This is a genomic window from Bradyrhizobium sp. USDA 4452 (genome assembly GCF_054063575.1).
This window is the reverse complement of sequence record NZ_JBSSGK010000001.1, coordinates 3,587,950-3,604,614: the sequence shown is the minus strand read 5'-3', so window position 1 is coordinate 3,604,614 and position 16,665 is coordinate 3,587,950. Positions and strand designations below refer to the sequence as shown.

Below are 16,665 nucleotides of genomic sequence, written 5' to 3'. Positions count from 1 at the left end.
CAGTGCCGGTCCCCATTCTTATGGCGAGCGCTGAGAGGGAGAGTCGGGCCGGGAATGGTTTGAGCTGTCGGGGTCAGAGGAGGGCGCCAGGCGGTTCGACCCATTCCTGCTCTCCGAAAGAAATCCTGCCATGACCGAATCTCTCACCGGCGGCGCTGCCGCCGCGCCGCTCTCCATGCGTGCCGCTGCAAATTTCACCTCAGCCGCCGTCAGGGCCGCGCGACAGCTTCTGACCGAGCTCGAACGCGGCCGGCGCATCGATGCCGCTGTTCTGCGCAGCGCCATGGAGGCTGCCTTCGGCGCCTCGGATGCAGCGGGCGTCTGGAACTGGAAGACAGCCTATGACGTCTGCGAGGCGGCAACTGTTCTGTTCCTTCGCAAGTTCGGCCCGGCGATGCGTGCCAAGGCTGGCTCGACGGCAGCAATGCTGCCGATGCTCGCGAAGGTCGCAAGCTGTTTGCCGACCCATACGCGGCGTTCCGAGGACAGCCAGGTACTTCAGCAATTCTCGACGCCCATTCCGTTGGGGCTGGCCGCATGCACCGCAGCCGGCATTACAAAGGCCGATCGTGTTCTCGAGCCATCGGCGGGCACCGGTTTGCTCGCCATCTTTGCCGAGCTCGCCGGCGGCGCCTTGGTGTTGAACGAGTTGGCCGAGACCCGAGCGGGGTTGCTCGAGCAGTTCTTCGCCAACGTTAAAGTCACGCGGTTTGACGCAGCTCAGATCGATGACCACCTCGATGCGGGTGTCGCACCCAGCGTTGTTTTGATGAACCCGCCGTTCTCCGCGCTGGCGAATGTCGATCGGCGGATGACGGATGCGGCCCTCCGCCACGTCGCTTCGGCGCTCGCGCGTCTTTGCGACGGTGGACGCCTCGTCGCTATCGCCGGCGCAAGCTTCGCGCCGGACAATCCGGCATGGCGAGATGCCTTCGTTCGCCTCCAGGAACGCGGACGGGTGGTGTTTTCTGCCGCCGTCGACGGTGCTGTTTACGCCAAGCACGGAACCCAAATCGACACACGGCTGCTTGTGATCGACAAGCTGCCCGCTGCCGATCCCACGGCGTTTCCGGCCTCGCCGGGCATGGCGGCTGACGTCGCGACCTTGCTTGGCTGGGTGAACCACCATGTGCCTCCAAGGCTGCCCGTCGTCATGCCACCGGAGATCGTCGCCGTCGAGCGGCCGGCTATGTCGCGATCGCTCGGCGCGGTTGCACCACGCTCATCTTCTTCTTCGAGAGACGCCGCGCCAGTAGGCGTCGAACTTACGTACGAAACGGTCGACTGGTCGCCGCCGGAAGGCGCCCGTCTGACCGATGCGCTTTACGAGGAGTACGGATTGCAGTCGATCCGTATTCCCGGATCGTGCGCCCACCCGACCAAGCTCGTGCAGTCCGGGGCGATGGCGTCCGTTGCGCCACCGAAGCCATCTTATCGCCCGCACCTGCCGGCCAACCTCGTGGCGGATAGCATTCTATCGGACGCCCAGCTTGAGAGCGTCATTTATGCCGGAGAGGCGCATTCCGAGTTTCTCGCGGGCTCCTGGACGGTCGACGCGACCTTTGATGTTGTGGCCGCCGCGCGCGATGGCGCAGAGAATTCCGTCCGCTTCCGCCGCGGCTGGTTCTTGGGCGATGGCACCGGCGCGGGCAAGGGGCGGCAGGTCGGCGGCATCCTGCTCGATAATTGGCTCAAGGGCCGCCGCCGTGCGGTCTGGATCAGCAAGTCCGACAAGCTGATTGAAGATGCGCAGCGCGACTGGTCTGCGCTCGGCATGGAGCGGCTGCTTGTTACGCCCTTGTCTCGGTTTCGCCAGGGCACCCCGATCCGGCTCTCAGAAGGCATCCTTTTTACCACCTACGCCACGCTACGGACCGACGAGCACGGCGAAAAGCTTTCGCGCGTCAGGCAGATCGTCGAATGGTTGGGCTCGGACTTCGATGGACTGATCGTCTTCGACGAGAGCCACGCCATGCAGAATGCGGTCGGGGTCAAGGGCGAGCGCGGTGACCAGGCCGCCTCTCAGCAGGGACGCGCTGGCTTGAGACTCCAGCACGCTTTGCCGAATGCCCGCGTGGTTTATGTGTCGGCGACAGGCGCGACCACGGTCCACAACCTCGCCTATGCCCAACGCCTCGGCCTTTGGGGCGGCGCCGACTTTCCGTTCGCAACCCGCGCCGAGTTCGTCGAGGCGATCGAGGAGGGCGGCGTCGCGGCCATGGAGGTGCTGGCGCGCGACCTCAAGGCGCTCGGACTCTACGCGGCCCGCTCGCTGTCTTACGAGGGCGTCGAGTACGACTTGGTGGAGCACCAGCTTACGCCGGAGCAGGTTCGCATTTACGACGCCTATGCCGGTGCGTTCAGCGTCATCCATAACAACCTCGATGCGGCGATGCGAGCCGCCAACATCACGGGCGAAACCGGAACGCTGAACGGGCAGGCCAAATCTTCCGCCCGTTCGGCCTTCGAGAGCGCCAAGCAGCGCTTCTTCGGGCATCTTCTGACCTCGATGAAGACGCCGTCGCTGATCCGGTCGATCGAGCGCGATCTCGAGGCTGGCCACGCCGCTGTTATCCAGATCGTGTCGACGGGCGAAGCGCTGATGGAGCGCCGGCTCGCCGAGATCCCAACTGAAGAGTGGGGCGACGTCCAGGTCGACATCACACCGCGCGAATATGTCCTCGACTATCTCGCCCACTCCTTTCCGGTCCAGCTCTACGAGCCCTTCACCGACTCTGAAGGTAACCTCTGCTCCCGGCCTGTCTATCGCGACGGCCAGCCGGTCGAGAGCCGGGAAGCCGTCGCACGACGCGACCGCCTCATCGAAAAGCTCGCCTCCCTGCCGCCGGTACCTGGGGCACTGGATCAGGTCATCCAGCGCTTCGGCACCGAACTGGTCGCCGAGGTGACGGGCCGCTCGCGCCGCATCGTTCGCAAGGGCGACCGGCTGGTGGTCGAAAATCGAGCCGGATCGGCCAACCTCGCCGAGACCTCGGCTTTCATGGACGACGTCAAGCGCATCCTCGTGTTCTCCGACGCCGGGGGCACGGGGAGGAGCTACCATGCCGAACTGTCGGCCCGGAATCGCCGTTTGCGGGTCCACTACCTGCTCGAGCCCGGCTGGAAGGCGGATGCCGCGATTCAGGGGCTCGGCCGGACCAACCGGACCAACCAGGCGCAGCCGCCGCTATTTCGTCCGATTGCGACCGACGTGAAGGCCGAAAAGCGCTTTCTCAGCACCATTGCCCGCCGGCTCGACACGCTGGGGGCCATCACGCGCGGCCAACGCCAGACCGGAGGGCAGGGCCTGTTCCGGCCCGAGGACAACCTTGAAAGCCAGTACGGCCGCGACGCGTTGCGTCAGCTCTACACGCTGCTCGCGCGAGGCAAGGTCGACGGCTGCTCGCTTGGGAGCTTCGAAGATGCGACCGGCCTGAAGCTCATGGATGCCAATGGGCTCAGGGATGACCTGCCGGCGATCACGACCTTCCTCAACAGGCTATTGGCGCTCACCATCGACCTCCAGAATGTGCTGTTCACCGCCTTCGAGCAGCTCTTGACCGCTCGGATCGAAGGCGCGGTTGCATCCGGCACCTACGACGTGGGCTTGGAAACGCTCCGCGCCGAAAGCTTTGTCGTCGCCGACCGGCGGACGATCTATGTTCATCCGGGCACCGGCGCCGAGACCCGGCTGCTCACGATCACTCAGCGCCAGCGCAATCATCCGGTGCGTCTGGATGACGCCCTTGCTCTTCTCTCCGATCGCCATGCAGTCCTGCTGATAAATGAGCGCTCGGGACGAGCTGCCGTGCAGGTCCCTGCGGCGAGCATCATGCTCGACGACGGCGAGATCGAGCGGCGGGTCCGCCTGATCCGGCCGATGGAGCAGCTCAGGGTCCCCCTAAGCATGATGGTGGAAAGCCATTGGGCCGAGGCGGACCGTGAACGTTTTGCCGCGGCCTGGCTGGCGGAGCTGGCCGAGGTCCCCGAGTTCACGGAAACCACGATCCACGTCGTGGCGGGCTTGCTGCTACCGATCTGGAAGCGGCTGCCGAACGAATCGACCCGCGTCTATCGGCTTCAGACCGACGCAGGCGAACGCATCATCGGCCGCAAGGTTTCGGCCGCGTGGGTCGCAAGCGTCCTTGCGCCGGACGCGCCTTCGCTGACACCAAACGCTGCCTTTGCCGCGCTGATGGAGGGACGGACCGTCCTCGAACTCGCGGAAGAACTCCAGCTTCGCCGCGTTCGGGTGATGGGCGCCTACCGCATCGAGCTGTCGGGCTTCAACGACACGATGCGCGATCGCCTGCGGGCTTACGGTCTCTTTGGGGAGATCATCTCCTGGAAGCTGCGCATGTTCGTACCCACGGACATGAGCGGCGTGGAAGTCCTATCCAGGGTTCTCGACACGTATCCGCGCATCGGCGAGCGGGAGGCCGGCTGATGTCCCGCGATGCTTCCGAACTGGCACGCCGACTCGCGCGCGACGCCGAGGCGGTGTGCCGACACTATCTCTCCAATGGCAGGCGGGCGGGGCGGTACTGGCTGGTCGGCGACGTCCATAACACGCCGGGCCGCTCGTTGTTCGTGCGGCTGCGCGAATCGCCGAAGGGACCCGCTGGGAAATGGACCGACGCCGCGACCGGAGAACATGGTGATCTCCTCGACATCATTCGCGAAAGTCTGGCCTTGCGAGACTTTCGCGAGGTCGCCGAGGAGGCGAGGCGGTTTCTAAAGCTGCCCCGTTCAGAACTGCAATTCGCTCCGAAACCCATTCATTCAGTCGCGCCGGCCGGGTCGCAGGAAGCCGCTCGCCGGCTCTTTGCCATATCCAGCCCGATTGAAGGGACATTAGCCGAGGCGTACTTGCAGCGTCGCGGAATTACTTGCATCAACCATGGTGGTAGCTTGCGCTTCCATCCTCGTTGCTACTATCGACCGGACGAGCATTCGTTGACCGAAACCTGGCCGGCGATGATAGCCTGTGTCACCGACCTAGATGGACGGATCACCGGCGTACACCGCACTTGGCTCGATCCAGACGGTTTTGATCGCCTGCGGCTCGGCAAGGCTCCGATCGACACACCACGACGCGCCATGGGTGACCTGCTCGGCAACGCCGTTCGCTTCGGCGTGGTCGATGATGTGCTCGCTGCCGGCGAGGGAATCGAGACCATGCTGTCACTGCGTTGCGCATTGCCGGCCCTGCCCTTGGCCGCTGCACTTTCGGCCAATCATCTCGCAGCGATGATGCTGCCATCTGGCCTGCGTCGGCTCTATATCGCCCGTGACGCAGATGCCGCCGGAGATGCCGTACAGGCTATTCTCACCCAGCGCGCAGAAGCCGCCGGCATTGAAGCGATCGCGTTGTCACCACGGGTGGGCGACTTCAACGAAGATCTGCACGTCTTCGGCCTCGAGGCCCTCCGGACAGCGTTGCGGCTTCAGCTCGTCCCTGAGGACGTCGTCCGCTTCCTGCATTCTCCGGCAGTAGCCGCGGAATAGCCGCGACGTCTCGATCGGCGTCGGCAGGTCGGTCATTGCAAGGCCACTGCCGGAAGAGCACGCGACCACGGCCTTCTAGAGGGCGATCGGACGGCAAGCGGTTCGGGCCGGCAATGGCTGCGACCGGCTATTTTCCGCCGCGCGCCGGCGATGAGAAGACACATTATTATTTATCTAGCCGGCGCGCTTTGCATCGCGAAGCAAAATAGCCGGCCTTCGCCATCCTCCGCTGCCGCTCCGGCCCTCCGCTTCGCTCCGGGTTCTGGCCCGCTCCGCCCGCCGTCTGAGTGATCGCCACGAAGGCCGCGATGGTCGCGGCCGATCCGGAAGGACCTCTTCCATGACCGATCACGACGACATCGAACCGCAGCACGCCGCATCTCCGACCGAACACGTTCTGACCGAATTGCAGCTCTACGGTTACCGCCCCTTCGACGACCAGCCCGATCCACGGCCGCTTCCCGAGGGCAGGATCATTACCGGTGCCGTCGCTGACATTTTCGATGCCCTGGTCGCCACGCTGAGCGACACGCGGCTCGAGCCGGACCTTGACGACTTGCTCTGGTCGACCGTCAACCTGTTTCATCGAGCCGTCGACCGCGTCGGTCGTCAGCTCGACGATAACGAACAGGCGCAGCAGAAGAGCCAGCGCGAGCAGGATGGCTCCGAAATTCGATCGGTCGAACTTGAGCGCGTGACAGCGGAAGGCATCTCGCTGATCGAGCGCCGCAACTGCCTGGAGCTCTTTCGTGACCAGGCCATCGAGCGCTTTGAGACACACACCGGCTCATTATGGCGTCCCCGATCGGGATCGCTGGTGAACCATCGTGCGCTGACCGCGGCGATGATCGACTCCCGCGACTTCATCGCGGCCAAGCGCCGCGCCGAGACCGAAATCATGCTGCCCGCTGGGCCGAAGATCGCGCTCACCGGCGGCCTCGACTTCAACGACCATCACCTGATCTGGGATCGCCTCGACAAGGTTCATGCCAAGCATCCCGACATGGTCCTGCTCCATGGTGGCTCCCCGAAGGGTGCCGAACTGATCGCATCCAAATGGGCGACGATACGCAAGGTGCCTCAGATCGCCTTCAAGCCCGACTGGACGAAACATGCCAAGGCAGCACCTTTCAAGCGCAACGACGCCATGCTCGAACTCCTGCCGATCGGCGTCATGCACTTCCCGGGCACTGGAATCCAGGACAACCTGGCCGACAAGGCGAAGCGCCTCGGCATCCCGGTCTGGATGTTCGGCGGCGCGTAAGCGCCGTCCGCTCAACTGAAGTCTTTGAAGCGAAATTGCTCACGCCGCAACTCCGCCTCGTTTCAATCTCATATCCAGAGTAGCGCCGTGGTGGTGGTGGAAGGTGCGACTGGTACATCTATGCACATGGAGCCACCACCATGCTCGCCCTTGGGCTTGTTCTCAACACACTCGGAATTGGTTTGTTCTGCTGGGCGGTCTTTGCGCTCGCTGTGTATGCCCTGCCGTTTTTCGTTGCGCTGAGTCTCGGGATGACAGCGTTTCAGAGCGGTGCCGGCCTCATCGGCGCGCTGCTTCTCGGAACGGCCGGCGGCGCGTTGATGCTTGTCCTTGGTCAGGTCGCCTTTGCTGCTACTCGGTCCTCGGCTTTGCGCATCGCGATCGCAACAGCATTCGCTGTTCCCGCCGTCGTCGCCGGCTATCATCTGGTGTTCGCTTTGTCCCAGATCGGGGTGCCTCCGCTGGCTTGGTGAGAGGTCTTCGCTTGCCTCGGCGCAGTTTGCATTGGCGCTACGTCATGGACGCGTTTGATGGTTTTGGCGAAGACCGGCCCGTTCGAGCCGGCTGGGGTGGTAGATAACCCATCCTAACCGGTTCATACGGCCGCATGGCCCGACGGGATGACCTTTTCCGCCTTCATCGTCGAACTGGTGCGCGTAAATCGGCACGGCGACGGGAGGTGGTCGAAACCTGAGCGCGGGAGAGGCAGTCCTCCTCGGAACTCCTCAATCAAGCTGCCGGCATTCGGTCTGGCCCACGTAGCAGCGGCGGAGCGGTGTTGCCTCGATCCGTTCTTGGGAGACGATGCCGCCTTTTGCAGGAGATTGTTTCTCTTTCCGCGCTGAATGGTTCCGACCTCTTGTTCATCAAAACCGAGATAGCCACGCTTCTCCAAAGATTGTGGTCCAGCACGCGGACGCACGTGGCCTCGTTGATGGCTTGATCTGGCCGAAGACCGGCTTCGCCTCGATCGTCTGAGCCGCAACGCCGTTGATGCGACTTTCTTCCCCTGGGCTTCGCCCATTCCTCGCGAGGCAAGAAAGTCGCCACAACGACGTCCTCCGCTGCGCTCCGGCCCGTGCGGGTGCGTCGCCGATCGTCCTCGGCCCTAGATCGCCATCGAGGCCGCGGTGGTCGCGGGCTCGAAACACAACAGGAGAATTGACATGGCTAACATCGGTTCCTTCAAGAAGGTCGGCAACGATTTCCAGGGCGAGATCGTCACCCTGAGCCTGCAAGCCAAGGGCGTCCGCATCGTCGCCGAGACGAACCGGTCCAACGACAACGCCCCCAGCCACCGCATCTATGTGGGGCGCGCGGAGATCGGCGCAGCCTGGTCGAAGCGTTCCGAAGAGGGGCGCAACTACCTCTCGCTCAAGCTCGACGATCCCTCGTTCAACGCACCGATCTACGCGAACCTGTTCGAGGACGAAGGAGGCGAGGGCTACACCCTGCTCTGGTCGCGGCCGCGCAAGACCGGCGAGTAAGAGCGTCCATCAAGCCCCGTCCGACCAAATCGGGCGGGGTTTCTTAAAAGCCTACAGGCCACTTCGCAGCTGCCGAGCCCATCCGCGAAACTTCGCTCTGTCTCTCGTAGGTCCGCTCATCGCAACAGAGCGGACCAGATTTGCTCAATCTGAGATTTTTGCATTGTGAACCTAAGCGGACATGGCAGATCCACGTCGCTCTTCACAGATCTTGAATCTCCGAGGCTATCAAAAGCCGTATAATTGCATCGGATTCTCGACGAGGATTTTTTTGCGGGCCACTTCATTCGGGGCCCACTGCGTCAGCAGGTCCAACAGGCCGGCATCATCAGGCATGTGCTTCTCGCCGCGGTGTGGCCAATCGCTTCCCCAGACCATTCGCTCTGGCGCGGCCTTGGCGAATGCCTTCGCAACCTCGGTTGCATCGGCGTAGGCGGGAGGACCGCTCGCGGTGTTGAGATAGGCGCCGGATAGTTTCATCCAGGTCCGCCCGCCGTCGAGCAGCTTGCGGACCGCCACATAGGCGCGATGGTGGATCCCCTGGGCGGGCGGCAGGCGGGCGAGGTGATCGATCACCAGCGGCGTCGGCAGCCGCGACAGGACGCTCTCGAGATCGGCAATCTGGTCGCCCGTCATGTAGACCTGGACGTGCCAGCCGAGCGGATGAACCTTTTTGGCCATCGTTTCCAGGCGCTCTGCCGTCGTCACGCCCCACGATTGCGGCGACACGAAGTTGACCCGGATGCCGACGGCGCCGTGCGCGGCCATCTGCTTTAGCTCTGCGTCCGAAATATCGAGGTCGACGACGACGACGGCGCGCGCCGAATTGCCGAACTGCGCGACGCCGTCGAGCGTGGCGCGGTTGTCGATGCCATAGGTCGACGGCGTCACCACAACGACGCGGCTGGTCCCGATGCGTTTTTGGAACGATCGATAGGCCGGCACGTCGCTGTCGACCACACCCTCGCCCTTCCAGTGACTGGAAGCCGGAAACTGCCGCGAGAAGATGTGGATGTGGGAATCGCAGGCGCCTTCCGGCACGGAGGTCTTCGGCGGTTTGGTGCCCGACGAAAACGGCACCGCTTGTTGGGCCGCTGCGCGGCCGCCCTGCAGCCCGGCCGCCGCCGACATCGCTAGCATGCCGGCCGCTTTCAAGACATCGCGCCGACCGATTTCAGTGCCGTGGATTGTCTTCATTGGTTTTCTCCCTGATGATTGGCTCAAAAGCCGTAGAGCGCAGCGGGGTTGTTGACGAGGATCTGTGCCAGCAGCTTTGGATCCGGCGCCGAAACGGCCAGCAGATCGAGCAGCACGGCGTCATCGGGCTTTGCGTCGGCGGGCGACGTGGGATGCGGCCAATCGCTTCCCCACACCAGCCGTTCGGGAGCGAGCTTGACGAAGGCCTGGGCAAGCCGGTTGCGATCGGCATAGGCCGGAGGGCCGCTTTTCGAGAGAATGTAGGCGCCGGTGAGCTTCACCCATGCGCTGCGCTTCTCGATCAATCTCGCAATCACGCCGAACGCCGGATGATCCGGGCCGGCGGGCTCGGGAAGGTGACCCATGTGGTCGAACACGACCGGGACCGGCAACGCCTCCAGCGTGTCCTTCAGCTCGACGATCTTGTCGCCATCGGAGACGAGCTGGATGTGTCAGCCGAACTCGGCGATCTTGCGGGCGACGGGCGCCATGTCGTCGATCGGGGCGCCGCCGGGAAGCCTTGTGCCGAACCGCACGCCGCGAATGCCTGATGCGTGCAGGCGTTTGATCTCGTCAGCCGTCACGGCGGCATCGAGCATGGCGATGCCGCGTGCGTTGTTGCCGAACGCCTTGACGGATTCGACCAGCAGGCGGTTGTCGGTCCCGTAGGTCGAAGGCTGCACGACCACGTTGCGCGTGAGCCCGAGCCGGCGCTGCAACTGGCGATAATCCTCGACGCTGGCGTCCGGCGGCCGCAACGTTGCGCTCGGCGCCGGCGGAAAGCGGCCGTCGTAGATGTGATGGTGGCAGTCGGTCGCATCAGGCGGCACGGCGATCGATGGACCCGCGGTGCCTGAAGAGAACGGCGCCGGCCGGGCAAGCGAGCGAAGAGTCGTCGTGCCGAGCGCGGCGCCGGCCGAAATGAGCGCAAGGCAATGGCGCCGAGTGATGAAGGTGTTCACGATCGGCTCCCGCTGGCTAAAGCTGCGCTCGAGGCCGCGCGTGCTTCACGCGCAGCCGCCCGGCTGAGAACGAGCACGCTGATGGCAGCGGCCGCATCGATCGCGGCAACCGGCAACATGCCGAGCGCGAAGCTCCCGGTTGACTCCTTGATCAGCCCGACGACGTTGACCATGATGCCGCCGCCGATCAGATTGGCGATGGCGTTGATGCCCGCGATGCCAGCGGCCAGTGTGGTGGCCGACAACCAGCCGGACGACAGCGCCCAAAACGGTCCCTTGAAGGCATAGGCGCCGACCAGCGCGCAGGAGACGGCGGCAACGGTCGTCGCAAGGCTTCCGGACAAAGTGAGATAGGACAGGCCGAACGCCCCGAGCAGCAGCGGAAGCGCCGTGTGCCATTTCCGCTCGTCGCTGCGGTCGGAATGTCGACCCCACAGGATCATCAGGACGGTGGCAATGCCGTACGGTATCGCGTTGACAAAACCGGTCTGCAGGTTGGTCAGGCCGAACGCCTTGAGGACCTGCGGTTGCCATACCGACAGCACGCTGCCGGTTGCCGATGCGCCTGAACAGACCAGCGCCATGGTCAGAAAGTACTTGTTGCGCGCGAGTTCCCAGAGCGAGATGTGACCGACGGGCTTCTTGCGCGAAGCCTCTTCGTCGAGACGGCCGACCAGCCATTCACGCTGCGCGTCGCTCAACCAGCTTGCATCGCGCGGCTTGTCAGTCAGCACGTAAAGGCAGGTAATCCCGAGCAGAACCGTGGGAAGCCCTTCCAGGACGAACAGCCACTGCCAGCCCCTGAGGCCGAGGACGCCGTCCAGTTCGAGCAGCAACACGGACAGCGGGGATCCGAGGAAGGTCGCCAGCGGAATGGAAACCGTGAAGGTCGCAAGGATTCGCGCGCGGTATTCATTGGGCAGCCAGTAGGTCAGATAGAGGATGGCACCCGGGAAGAAGCCGGCCTCGGCAGCGCCCAGGATGAAGCGCATCGCATAGAGCGAGTACGGCCCCGTCACCAGCGCCATGCAGGCCGTGATCAGTCCCCAGGTGATCATGATCCGCGCGATCCAGCGGCGGGCGCCGAAGCGCTGCAAGGCAAGGTTGCTCGGAACCTCGACCAGGAAATAGGAGAAGAAGAACAGGCTCGCAGCGAAGCCGAACATCGCGGGCGTCAGCCCGAGATCCTTGTTCATCTGCAGCGCGGCAAAACCGACATTGACCCTGTCCAGCAAGGCAAAGAAGTAGCAGACCATCAGGAACGGGACGAGCCGCAGGACGACCCGGCGTATCGTTGCCCGTTCAAGCGATTGCACAGATTGTTCGTTCACGTCCTCATCCTCCCTTTCGTGTTCATTGTTGCGCTTGGCGGCTCGTCCGAGTTCGGCCACCGCGCATGCAGGTCAGATTCCTTCGCAGCCCGCCTCTCGCAGGGCGCGCTCGACCCAGGAGCGGTCAACCGTCCCGGCCTTGATCGCTGCCATCGTTTTGGCTTCGCCTTGCTGCTTCTTGTTCGCGGCGTCATAGACCGCTTCGGTCTGGTCGTAGGGAATGCAGACAAAGCCGTCGTCGTCGCCGACGATGAGGTCTCCGGGCTGAATGATCATGCCGTCGATCGCAATCGGCGCGTTCACCTCGCCGGGTCCGTTCTTGTAGGGACCGCGATGCGTCACGCCCGCGGCATAGACCGGAAACGTGTTGTTGCGGATCCATCCATAGTCTCGCACGGCGCCGTTGACGATCACGCCCGCAACCCCAACCTGCCGCGCGTGTGACAGCATGAGTTCGCCGATGATGGCGTTGGTCAGGTCGCCGCCGGCATCGACGACGATGACGTCGCCGGCGCTGGCGCGATTGAGCGCCGCGTGAACCATCAGGTTGTCGCCCGGACGCTGCTTCACGGTCAGGGCGACGCCGGCCAATACGCCACCCGCATGCAGCGGCCGCAGGCGCGGGCCGCCATGGGTCATGCGATTCATGGAATCGCTGATGTTCGCGACCGCGATGGCCTTGAACTTTTCGACCGTGGCCTCGTCGAGCTTGCGCTGGCGGGCATGAATTTTGAATCCGATGGACATGCGTAAAATCCTGATGATGACGTGCTGTGAACTGGGTGTGTGATCAGGCCTTGTTCGACCGTGTCAGGCCGGCCTTGAGTTCGATGGCTTCGAGCGCTTCCTGGTAGGTGCGCGGCACGATGCCCTTGAAGTGGTCCTTGAGGCCGAGGCTTTCCTTCCAGCGCAGGCGTGCGGCGATCGCGCGCGCCATGATCGGCTCGATGCCGGCATCCTCGACGGCGTCCGCCGACATTTCGAGTTCCTCGGCACGGCGCTTGGCATGGATCACGCCTGACGGCGTGAGGCTGTGCACGGTATCCATCCAGGGCCGCGCCAGCGTCTTGGAAGCGGAGGCCAGCACGATATCGTCGATCCCGTATTGACGGGCGGCGAGCAGCATCTCGTCCGTCAATGCTTCGATGCCCTTGATGAGGACGGAGCGGAGAATCTTGATGCCAGATGCCGTGCCCAGAACTTCGCCGGTGAACTCGATCTGCATTCCCCAGGGCACGAGCAAGTTCCGAACGCTCTCGCCGGCGGGACCGCTCGACAGCATTCGCATGGAGTAGCCGTGAAGTGGGGTGCCTTCGATCGAGCCGTCGCCGAGCAGGGCGCCGCTTGGCGCCAGCTTTTCCGCAACGCCCTTCTTGATCTTCGGGGTCGCGGAAGCGAAATCGAGAAACGTATGCCGGTTGGTGAGAACCGGCGCGAAGGCGTCAGCGCTTTCGAGCGAGGACGAACCCGGCGTGACGCTGAAAATCAAGTCGCTCGCGTCAGCCAGTTCCTTGTTTGAGCGCACCAAAGTGACGCCGGCTTCGCGCGCCCTGCCCTGAATGATATCGGCATAGGGGCCGTCGAATGCATATTTGTCGTAGCAGGCGATCTGCTGGAGGCCAGCCTTGCGAAGGCCGGCGCCGAGCGTGCTGCCGATCTCGCCATAACCGACGAGGCCAAGCCTGAACTGTTTGCGATCTGCCATGATGTGCTTCCTTTGTGTTGGTGTTGATGGGGTCAGCCTTGCGCACCGGCGAGGCGGCGGAGCTCGCCACCTCTCTCCGCAACGTGCGCGCGCAGAACTTCGATCGGGTGGCGCAAGCGAATGCCGTCGATGATCTTCGCTTGCGATCGACAGGAATAGCCGTCCGCGAGCAGACGGCCTGACTTGCCTTTTTCGGCCACGTGCCCGGTCCAGCTGAGCCCGTAGATGCGCTCGGACGTCGCGCGGTGCTCGCGCTCATGGCCGTAGGTGCCGGCCATCCCGCAACAACCCGAAGGCAGGACCGACAGCTTGAGCCCGAATGCCGCGAACACGCCCGACCAGGCCGCCACGGCCGACTGCGCGGTGGTCCGCTCGGTGCAGTGCGGGAGCAGCCAGTATTCTTCCTGCGCGGCTGCCCGCGGCATGCCGTCGAGACGTTCGGCGAGCCATTCCTGCACGAGCTGAACCCGCGGCACGTCGCGGTTCGGAAGGGCGTGGGCATATTCCGAGCGATAGCTCAGCGTCATCGAGGGATCGAGCCCGATCAATGCGACGCCGGTGGCAGCTAGACTCTCGAGCGCGGTCGTGTTCGTGGATGCGAGCTGTTCGAACCTGCCGAGGAAGCCATGGACGTGCAGCGGCTTGCCGTTCGGCCTGTAGGGCGAAAGCCAGGGCCGCAGGCCGATCCCGGTCAGGAAGTCGACGAGGTCGAGCAGCACGCGCGTGTCGTAATAACTGGTGAAGGCGTCCTGCACGATGACGACGCAGGTCAGGCGCTCGGCGGCAGACAGTCTTGACAGCTTTTCTGCGGTCGCGAAGGCAACGCCGCGGTGCGCGATTTCGCGATCAAGATTCAGGTGCGACAGAAGAGGCGTGTGCACCAGCCCAACCGTTGCGGGCAGACCCGTGGCGGTGGCGAGATTGAAGAGTTTCGGCGCCTTCGCCATCCAGGGCACCAATCGCTCCAGCGACGCCAGCAGATGGTGGCGCAACGGCCGCAGGTAGCGGCCGTGATAAAGTTCGAAGAATTTCGCCCGGAACGTCGGCACGTCGACCTTGATGGGGCACTGGCCGGTGCACGACTTGCAGGCGAGGCAGCCTGCCATGGCCTCATGGACTTCGTGTGAGAAGTCGTTGCGGTCCTGCAGCGTTGCGAGCAGGCGGGGCGGAAACGCGAGCCAGCCCGGACTGGCGCGCAGGCGCTTCGCCTCGACAAGCGGATCGCTCCCTGCCACGGCGAGCCGTCGCAGCCACTCGCGCATCAGCTGGGCGCGGCCTTTTGGAGAATGACGGCGCTCGCGCGTGCCCTTCCAGGAGGGGCACATCGCGTCATCCGGGTCCCAGTTGAAGCAGGCGCCATTGCCGTTGCAGTGGAGGGCTTCGTCGTAACCGGCCCGCACGGCTGGCGGGATGGCGCGGTCGCTGTTTCCCCTGGTCGGAACGCCGTCGACGGTCAGCAGCTTGCGGCCTTCCGGCACCGCGATCTTGCCGGGATTGAACTGGTTGCGCGGATCGAACGCCGCCTTGATGGCCTGTAGCACCGGATAGAGCGGGCCGAAGAAGCGGGGCGAGAATTCGGACCGAACGCCTTTGCCGTGTTCGCCCCAGAGCAGTCCGCCATAGCGCTGCGTCAGCGCCACGACTTCTTCCGTCACGTCGCGAACGAGTTGCTCGGCGCCGGCCGCCTTCATGTCGATCGCGGGGCGGACGTGGAGCACGCCGGCGTCGACATGGCCGAACATGCCGTAGTCGAGTCCGCGGCGGTCGAGCGCCGCGCGAAATTCGGCGATGTAATCGGCGAGATGCTCCGGTGGAACGGCGGTGTCTTCCACGAAGGGAATCGGCCGCTTGTCGCCTTTCATGTTGCCGAGCAGGCCAACCGACTTCTTGCGCATGTCCCAGATGCGCTCCACGTCGTTCGCTCCGCGCGCAACGGTGTATCCGCGCCGGCCTGCCACCGCGACGTTGCCGTCCAGCACGGAAGCGAAGCGGCCAACCGCGCGCTCCACCTCTGCCGCGTCGTCGCCGACAAACTCGATCAAATTGACGCCGCGCGCGCGCTCGCCGCCATCCTCGGGAAAGAAGCCGGCGACATCGGCCCAGATCAGGTCGTCCTGGGCGAGCGCAAGAACCCTGGAATCGACCGTCTCGATGGATGCCGCCCCGAAAGCGACAAGGGTTCGTGCATCGCGCAGCGCCGCATCGAAACTGTCGTAGCGCACATTGACGAGCGCGGTATGGCTCGGCAGGGGCAGGACGTTCAGCGTCGCTTGCGCCAGAAGGCCCAGCGTGCCTTCGGAGCCGCAAAGGATCGCGTTCAGATCAAAACGCCCGTCCGCGGCGCGGATATGGGCGAGGTCATAGCCCGTCAGGCACCGGTTGAGTTTCGGGAAGAGTTCGGCGACGCGCGTGGCATTTTCGCGCTCGAGCCTGTCGACTTCGCGATGGATGATGCCGGCGAGATCGGGCCGCGCCTGAGCCTCTGCCAGCCCGGCCTCATCCAGCGGCCGCGAATGCCAGACCGTGCCATCGGCAAGGACGGTCGTGAGCTCGAGCACGTGATCGCGTGTCTTGCCATAGAGACACGATCCCTGGCCGCAGGCATCGGTCGAGATCATTCCGCCGATGGTCGCGCGGTTGGAGGTCGAAAGCTCGGGCGCGAAGAACAAGCCGTGAGACTTGAGTGCCGCGTTCAGCTGGTCCTTGACGACGCCGGCCTCGACACGCGCCGTCAGCCGCTGCGGATCGATGGCCAGGATGCGATTCATGTGGCGCGACAGGTCGACGACGAGCCCTTCCGTCAGCGACTGGCCGTTGGTGTCGGTGCCGCCGCCGCGGGGCGCAATCCGTACCTCGGCGAAGCGCTCCTCGCCGAGCAGCGTTGCGATGCGCACGAGGTCGCCGACATCCAGCGGAAAGGCAATCGCCTGCGGGGTCAGTTGATAGATCGAATTGTCGGTCGCCATGACCGTTCGGTCGGCAGTGCCCGTGGTGAGATCGCCGGCAAAGCCGCGCGCTCGCAGTTCGGCGCAGAAGGCGCCGTAGAGCGGCAACGCGGCAGGTTCGGGCGGAAGGCGCGGGATCATGAGGTCACGCCGGCCCTCTACGGGCACCTCTTGTCCTGCTGCGGGTCCCTATAGCTCCGGCAAGCAATGCGCCGCACCCATCACCCGATGAGGGCGGGGTTCGACCAAAAGCCACCGAAGCTCCG

At 64.3% G+C, this 16,665-nt stretch carries 12 protein-coding genes; 5 read left to right on the top strand and 7 right to left on the bottom strand.

Annotated features, from left to right (window positions below):
- Positions 1-130: 130 nt before the first annotated feature.
- From ACVISU_RS17320 to ACVISU_RS17300, 5 genes are all read left to right on the top strand, one after another.
- On the top strand, positions 131-4,447 hold the full coding sequence (locus tag ACVISU_RS17320; protein ID WP_456707722.1) for a strawberry notch-like NTP hydrolase domain-containing protein: 4,317 nt from the start codon (positions 131-133) through the stop codon (positions 4,445-4,447).
- Entirely contained in the window at positions 4,447-5,508 is a 1,062-nt protein-coding gene (locus tag ACVISU_RS17315) for a DUF7146 domain-containing protein (RefSeq protein ID WP_456707721.1), read from the top strand. The genes ACVISU_RS17320 and ACVISU_RS17315 overlap by 1 nt, the downstream gene beginning before the upstream one ends.
- Before the next feature lie 340 nt (positions 5,509-5,848).
- Positions 5,849-6,772 carry a DUF2493 domain-containing protein gene (locus ACVISU_RS17310; protein ID WP_456707720.1) on the top strand — a complete coding sequence of 308 codons (924 nt, stop codon included), beginning with the start codon at positions 5,849-5,851 and terminating at the stop codon, positions 6,770-6,772.
- A 140-nt stretch (positions 6,773-6,912) separates the two neighbouring features.
- Positions 6,913-7,245, top strand: a complete 333-nt coding sequence (locus ACVISU_RS17305; protein WP_456707719.1) for a hypothetical protein — start codon at positions 6,913-6,915, stop codon at positions 7,243-7,245.
- A gap of 693 nt (positions 7,246-7,938) precedes the next feature.
- On the top strand, positions 7,939-8,259 hold the full coding sequence (locus ACVISU_RS17300) for a DUF736 domain-containing protein (protein ID WP_456707718.1): 321 nt from the start codon (positions 7,939-7,941) through the stop codon (positions 8,257-8,259).
- 228 nt (positions 8,260-8,487) lie between these two features.
- Here ACVISU_RS17300 and ACVISU_RS17295 read toward each other — a convergent pair whose 3' ends face one another.
- The 7 genes from ACVISU_RS17295 to ydiJ all read right to left on the bottom strand — a co-directional run bounded on the left by ACVISU_RS17295 (position 8,488) and on the right by ydiJ (position 16,540).
- Positions 8,488-9,456, bottom strand: a complete 969-nt coding sequence (locus ACVISU_RS17295; protein WP_456707717.1) for an amidohydrolase family protein — start codon at positions 9,454-9,456, stop codon at positions 8,488-8,490.
- A 23-nt stretch (positions 9,457-9,479) separates the two neighbouring features.
- Complete coding sequence (locus tag ACVISU_RS17290; RefSeq protein ID WP_456710842.1) at positions 9,480-9,869, bottom strand: amidohydrolase family protein; 390 nt, start codon at positions 9,867-9,869, stop codon at positions 9,480-9,482.
- Between the two features lie 39 nt (positions 9,870-9,908).
- Complete coding sequence (locus tag ACVISU_RS17285; RefSeq protein ID WP_456707716.1) at positions 9,909-10,418, bottom strand: amidohydrolase family protein; 510 nt, start codon at positions 10,416-10,418, stop codon at positions 9,909-9,911.
- Positions 10,415-11,749 carry an MFS transporter gene (locus tag ACVISU_RS17280; RefSeq protein ID WP_456707715.1) on the bottom strand — a complete coding sequence of 445 codons (1,335 nt, stop codon included), beginning with the start codon at positions 11,747-11,749 and terminating at the stop codon, positions 10,415-10,417. The genes ACVISU_RS17285 and ACVISU_RS17280 overlap by 4 nt, the downstream gene beginning before the upstream one ends.
- Positions 11,750-11,821: 72 nt before the next feature.
- Complete coding sequence (locus ACVISU_RS17275; protein WP_456707714.1) at positions 11,822-12,496, bottom strand: RraA family protein; 675 nt, start codon at positions 12,494-12,496, stop codon at positions 11,822-11,824.
- Positions 12,497-12,539: 43 nt separating this feature from the next.
- A complete protein-coding gene (locus tag ACVISU_RS17270) occupies positions 12,540-13,454 on the bottom strand; it encodes a DUF1932 domain-containing protein (RefSeq protein ID WP_456707713.1) in 915 nt (304 codons plus the stop codon).
- Positions 13,455-13,486: 32 nt separating this feature from the next.
- Entirely contained in the window at positions 13,487-16,540 is a 3,054-nt protein-coding gene (ydiJ, locus tag ACVISU_RS17265; protein WP_456707712.1) for a D-2-hydroxyglutarate dehydrogenase YdiJ, read from the bottom strand.
- Positions 16,541-16,665: the final 125 nt, after the last annotated feature.

Coding starts and splice junctions, on each gene's coding strand:
- ACVISU_RS17320 (WP_456707722.1), top strand. CDS start 131: ATGACCGAATCTCTCACCGGCGGCGCTGCCGCCGCGCCGCTCTCCATG.
- ACVISU_RS17315 (WP_456707721.1), top strand. CDS start 4,447: ATGTCCCGCGATGCTTCCGAACTGGCACGCCGACTCGCGCGCGACGCC.
- ACVISU_RS17310 (WP_456707720.1), top strand. CDS start 5,849: ATGACCGATCACGACGACATCGAACCGCAGCACGCCGCATCTCCGACC.
- ACVISU_RS17305 (WP_456707719.1), top strand. CDS start 6,913: ATGCTCGCCCTTGGGCTTGTTCTCAACACACTCGGAATTGGTTTGTTC.
- ACVISU_RS17300 (WP_456707718.1), top strand. CDS start 7,939: ATGGCTAACATCGGTTCCTTCAAGAAGGTCGGCAACGATTTCCAGGGC.
- ACVISU_RS17295 (WP_456707717.1), bottom strand. CDS start 9,456: ATGAAGACAATCCACGGCACTGAAATCGGTCGGCGCGATGTCTTGAAA.
- ACVISU_RS17275 (WP_456707714.1), bottom strand. CDS start 12,496: ATGTCCATCGGATTCAAAATTCATGCCCGCCAGCGCAAGCTCGACGAG.
- ACVISU_RS17270 (WP_456707713.1), bottom strand. CDS start 13,454: ATGGCAGATCGCAAACAGTTCAGGCTTGGCCTCGTCGGTTATGGCGAG.
- ydiJ (WP_456707712.1), bottom strand. CDS start 16,540: ATGATCCCGCGCCTTCCGCCCGAACCTGCCGCGTTGCCGCTCTACGGC.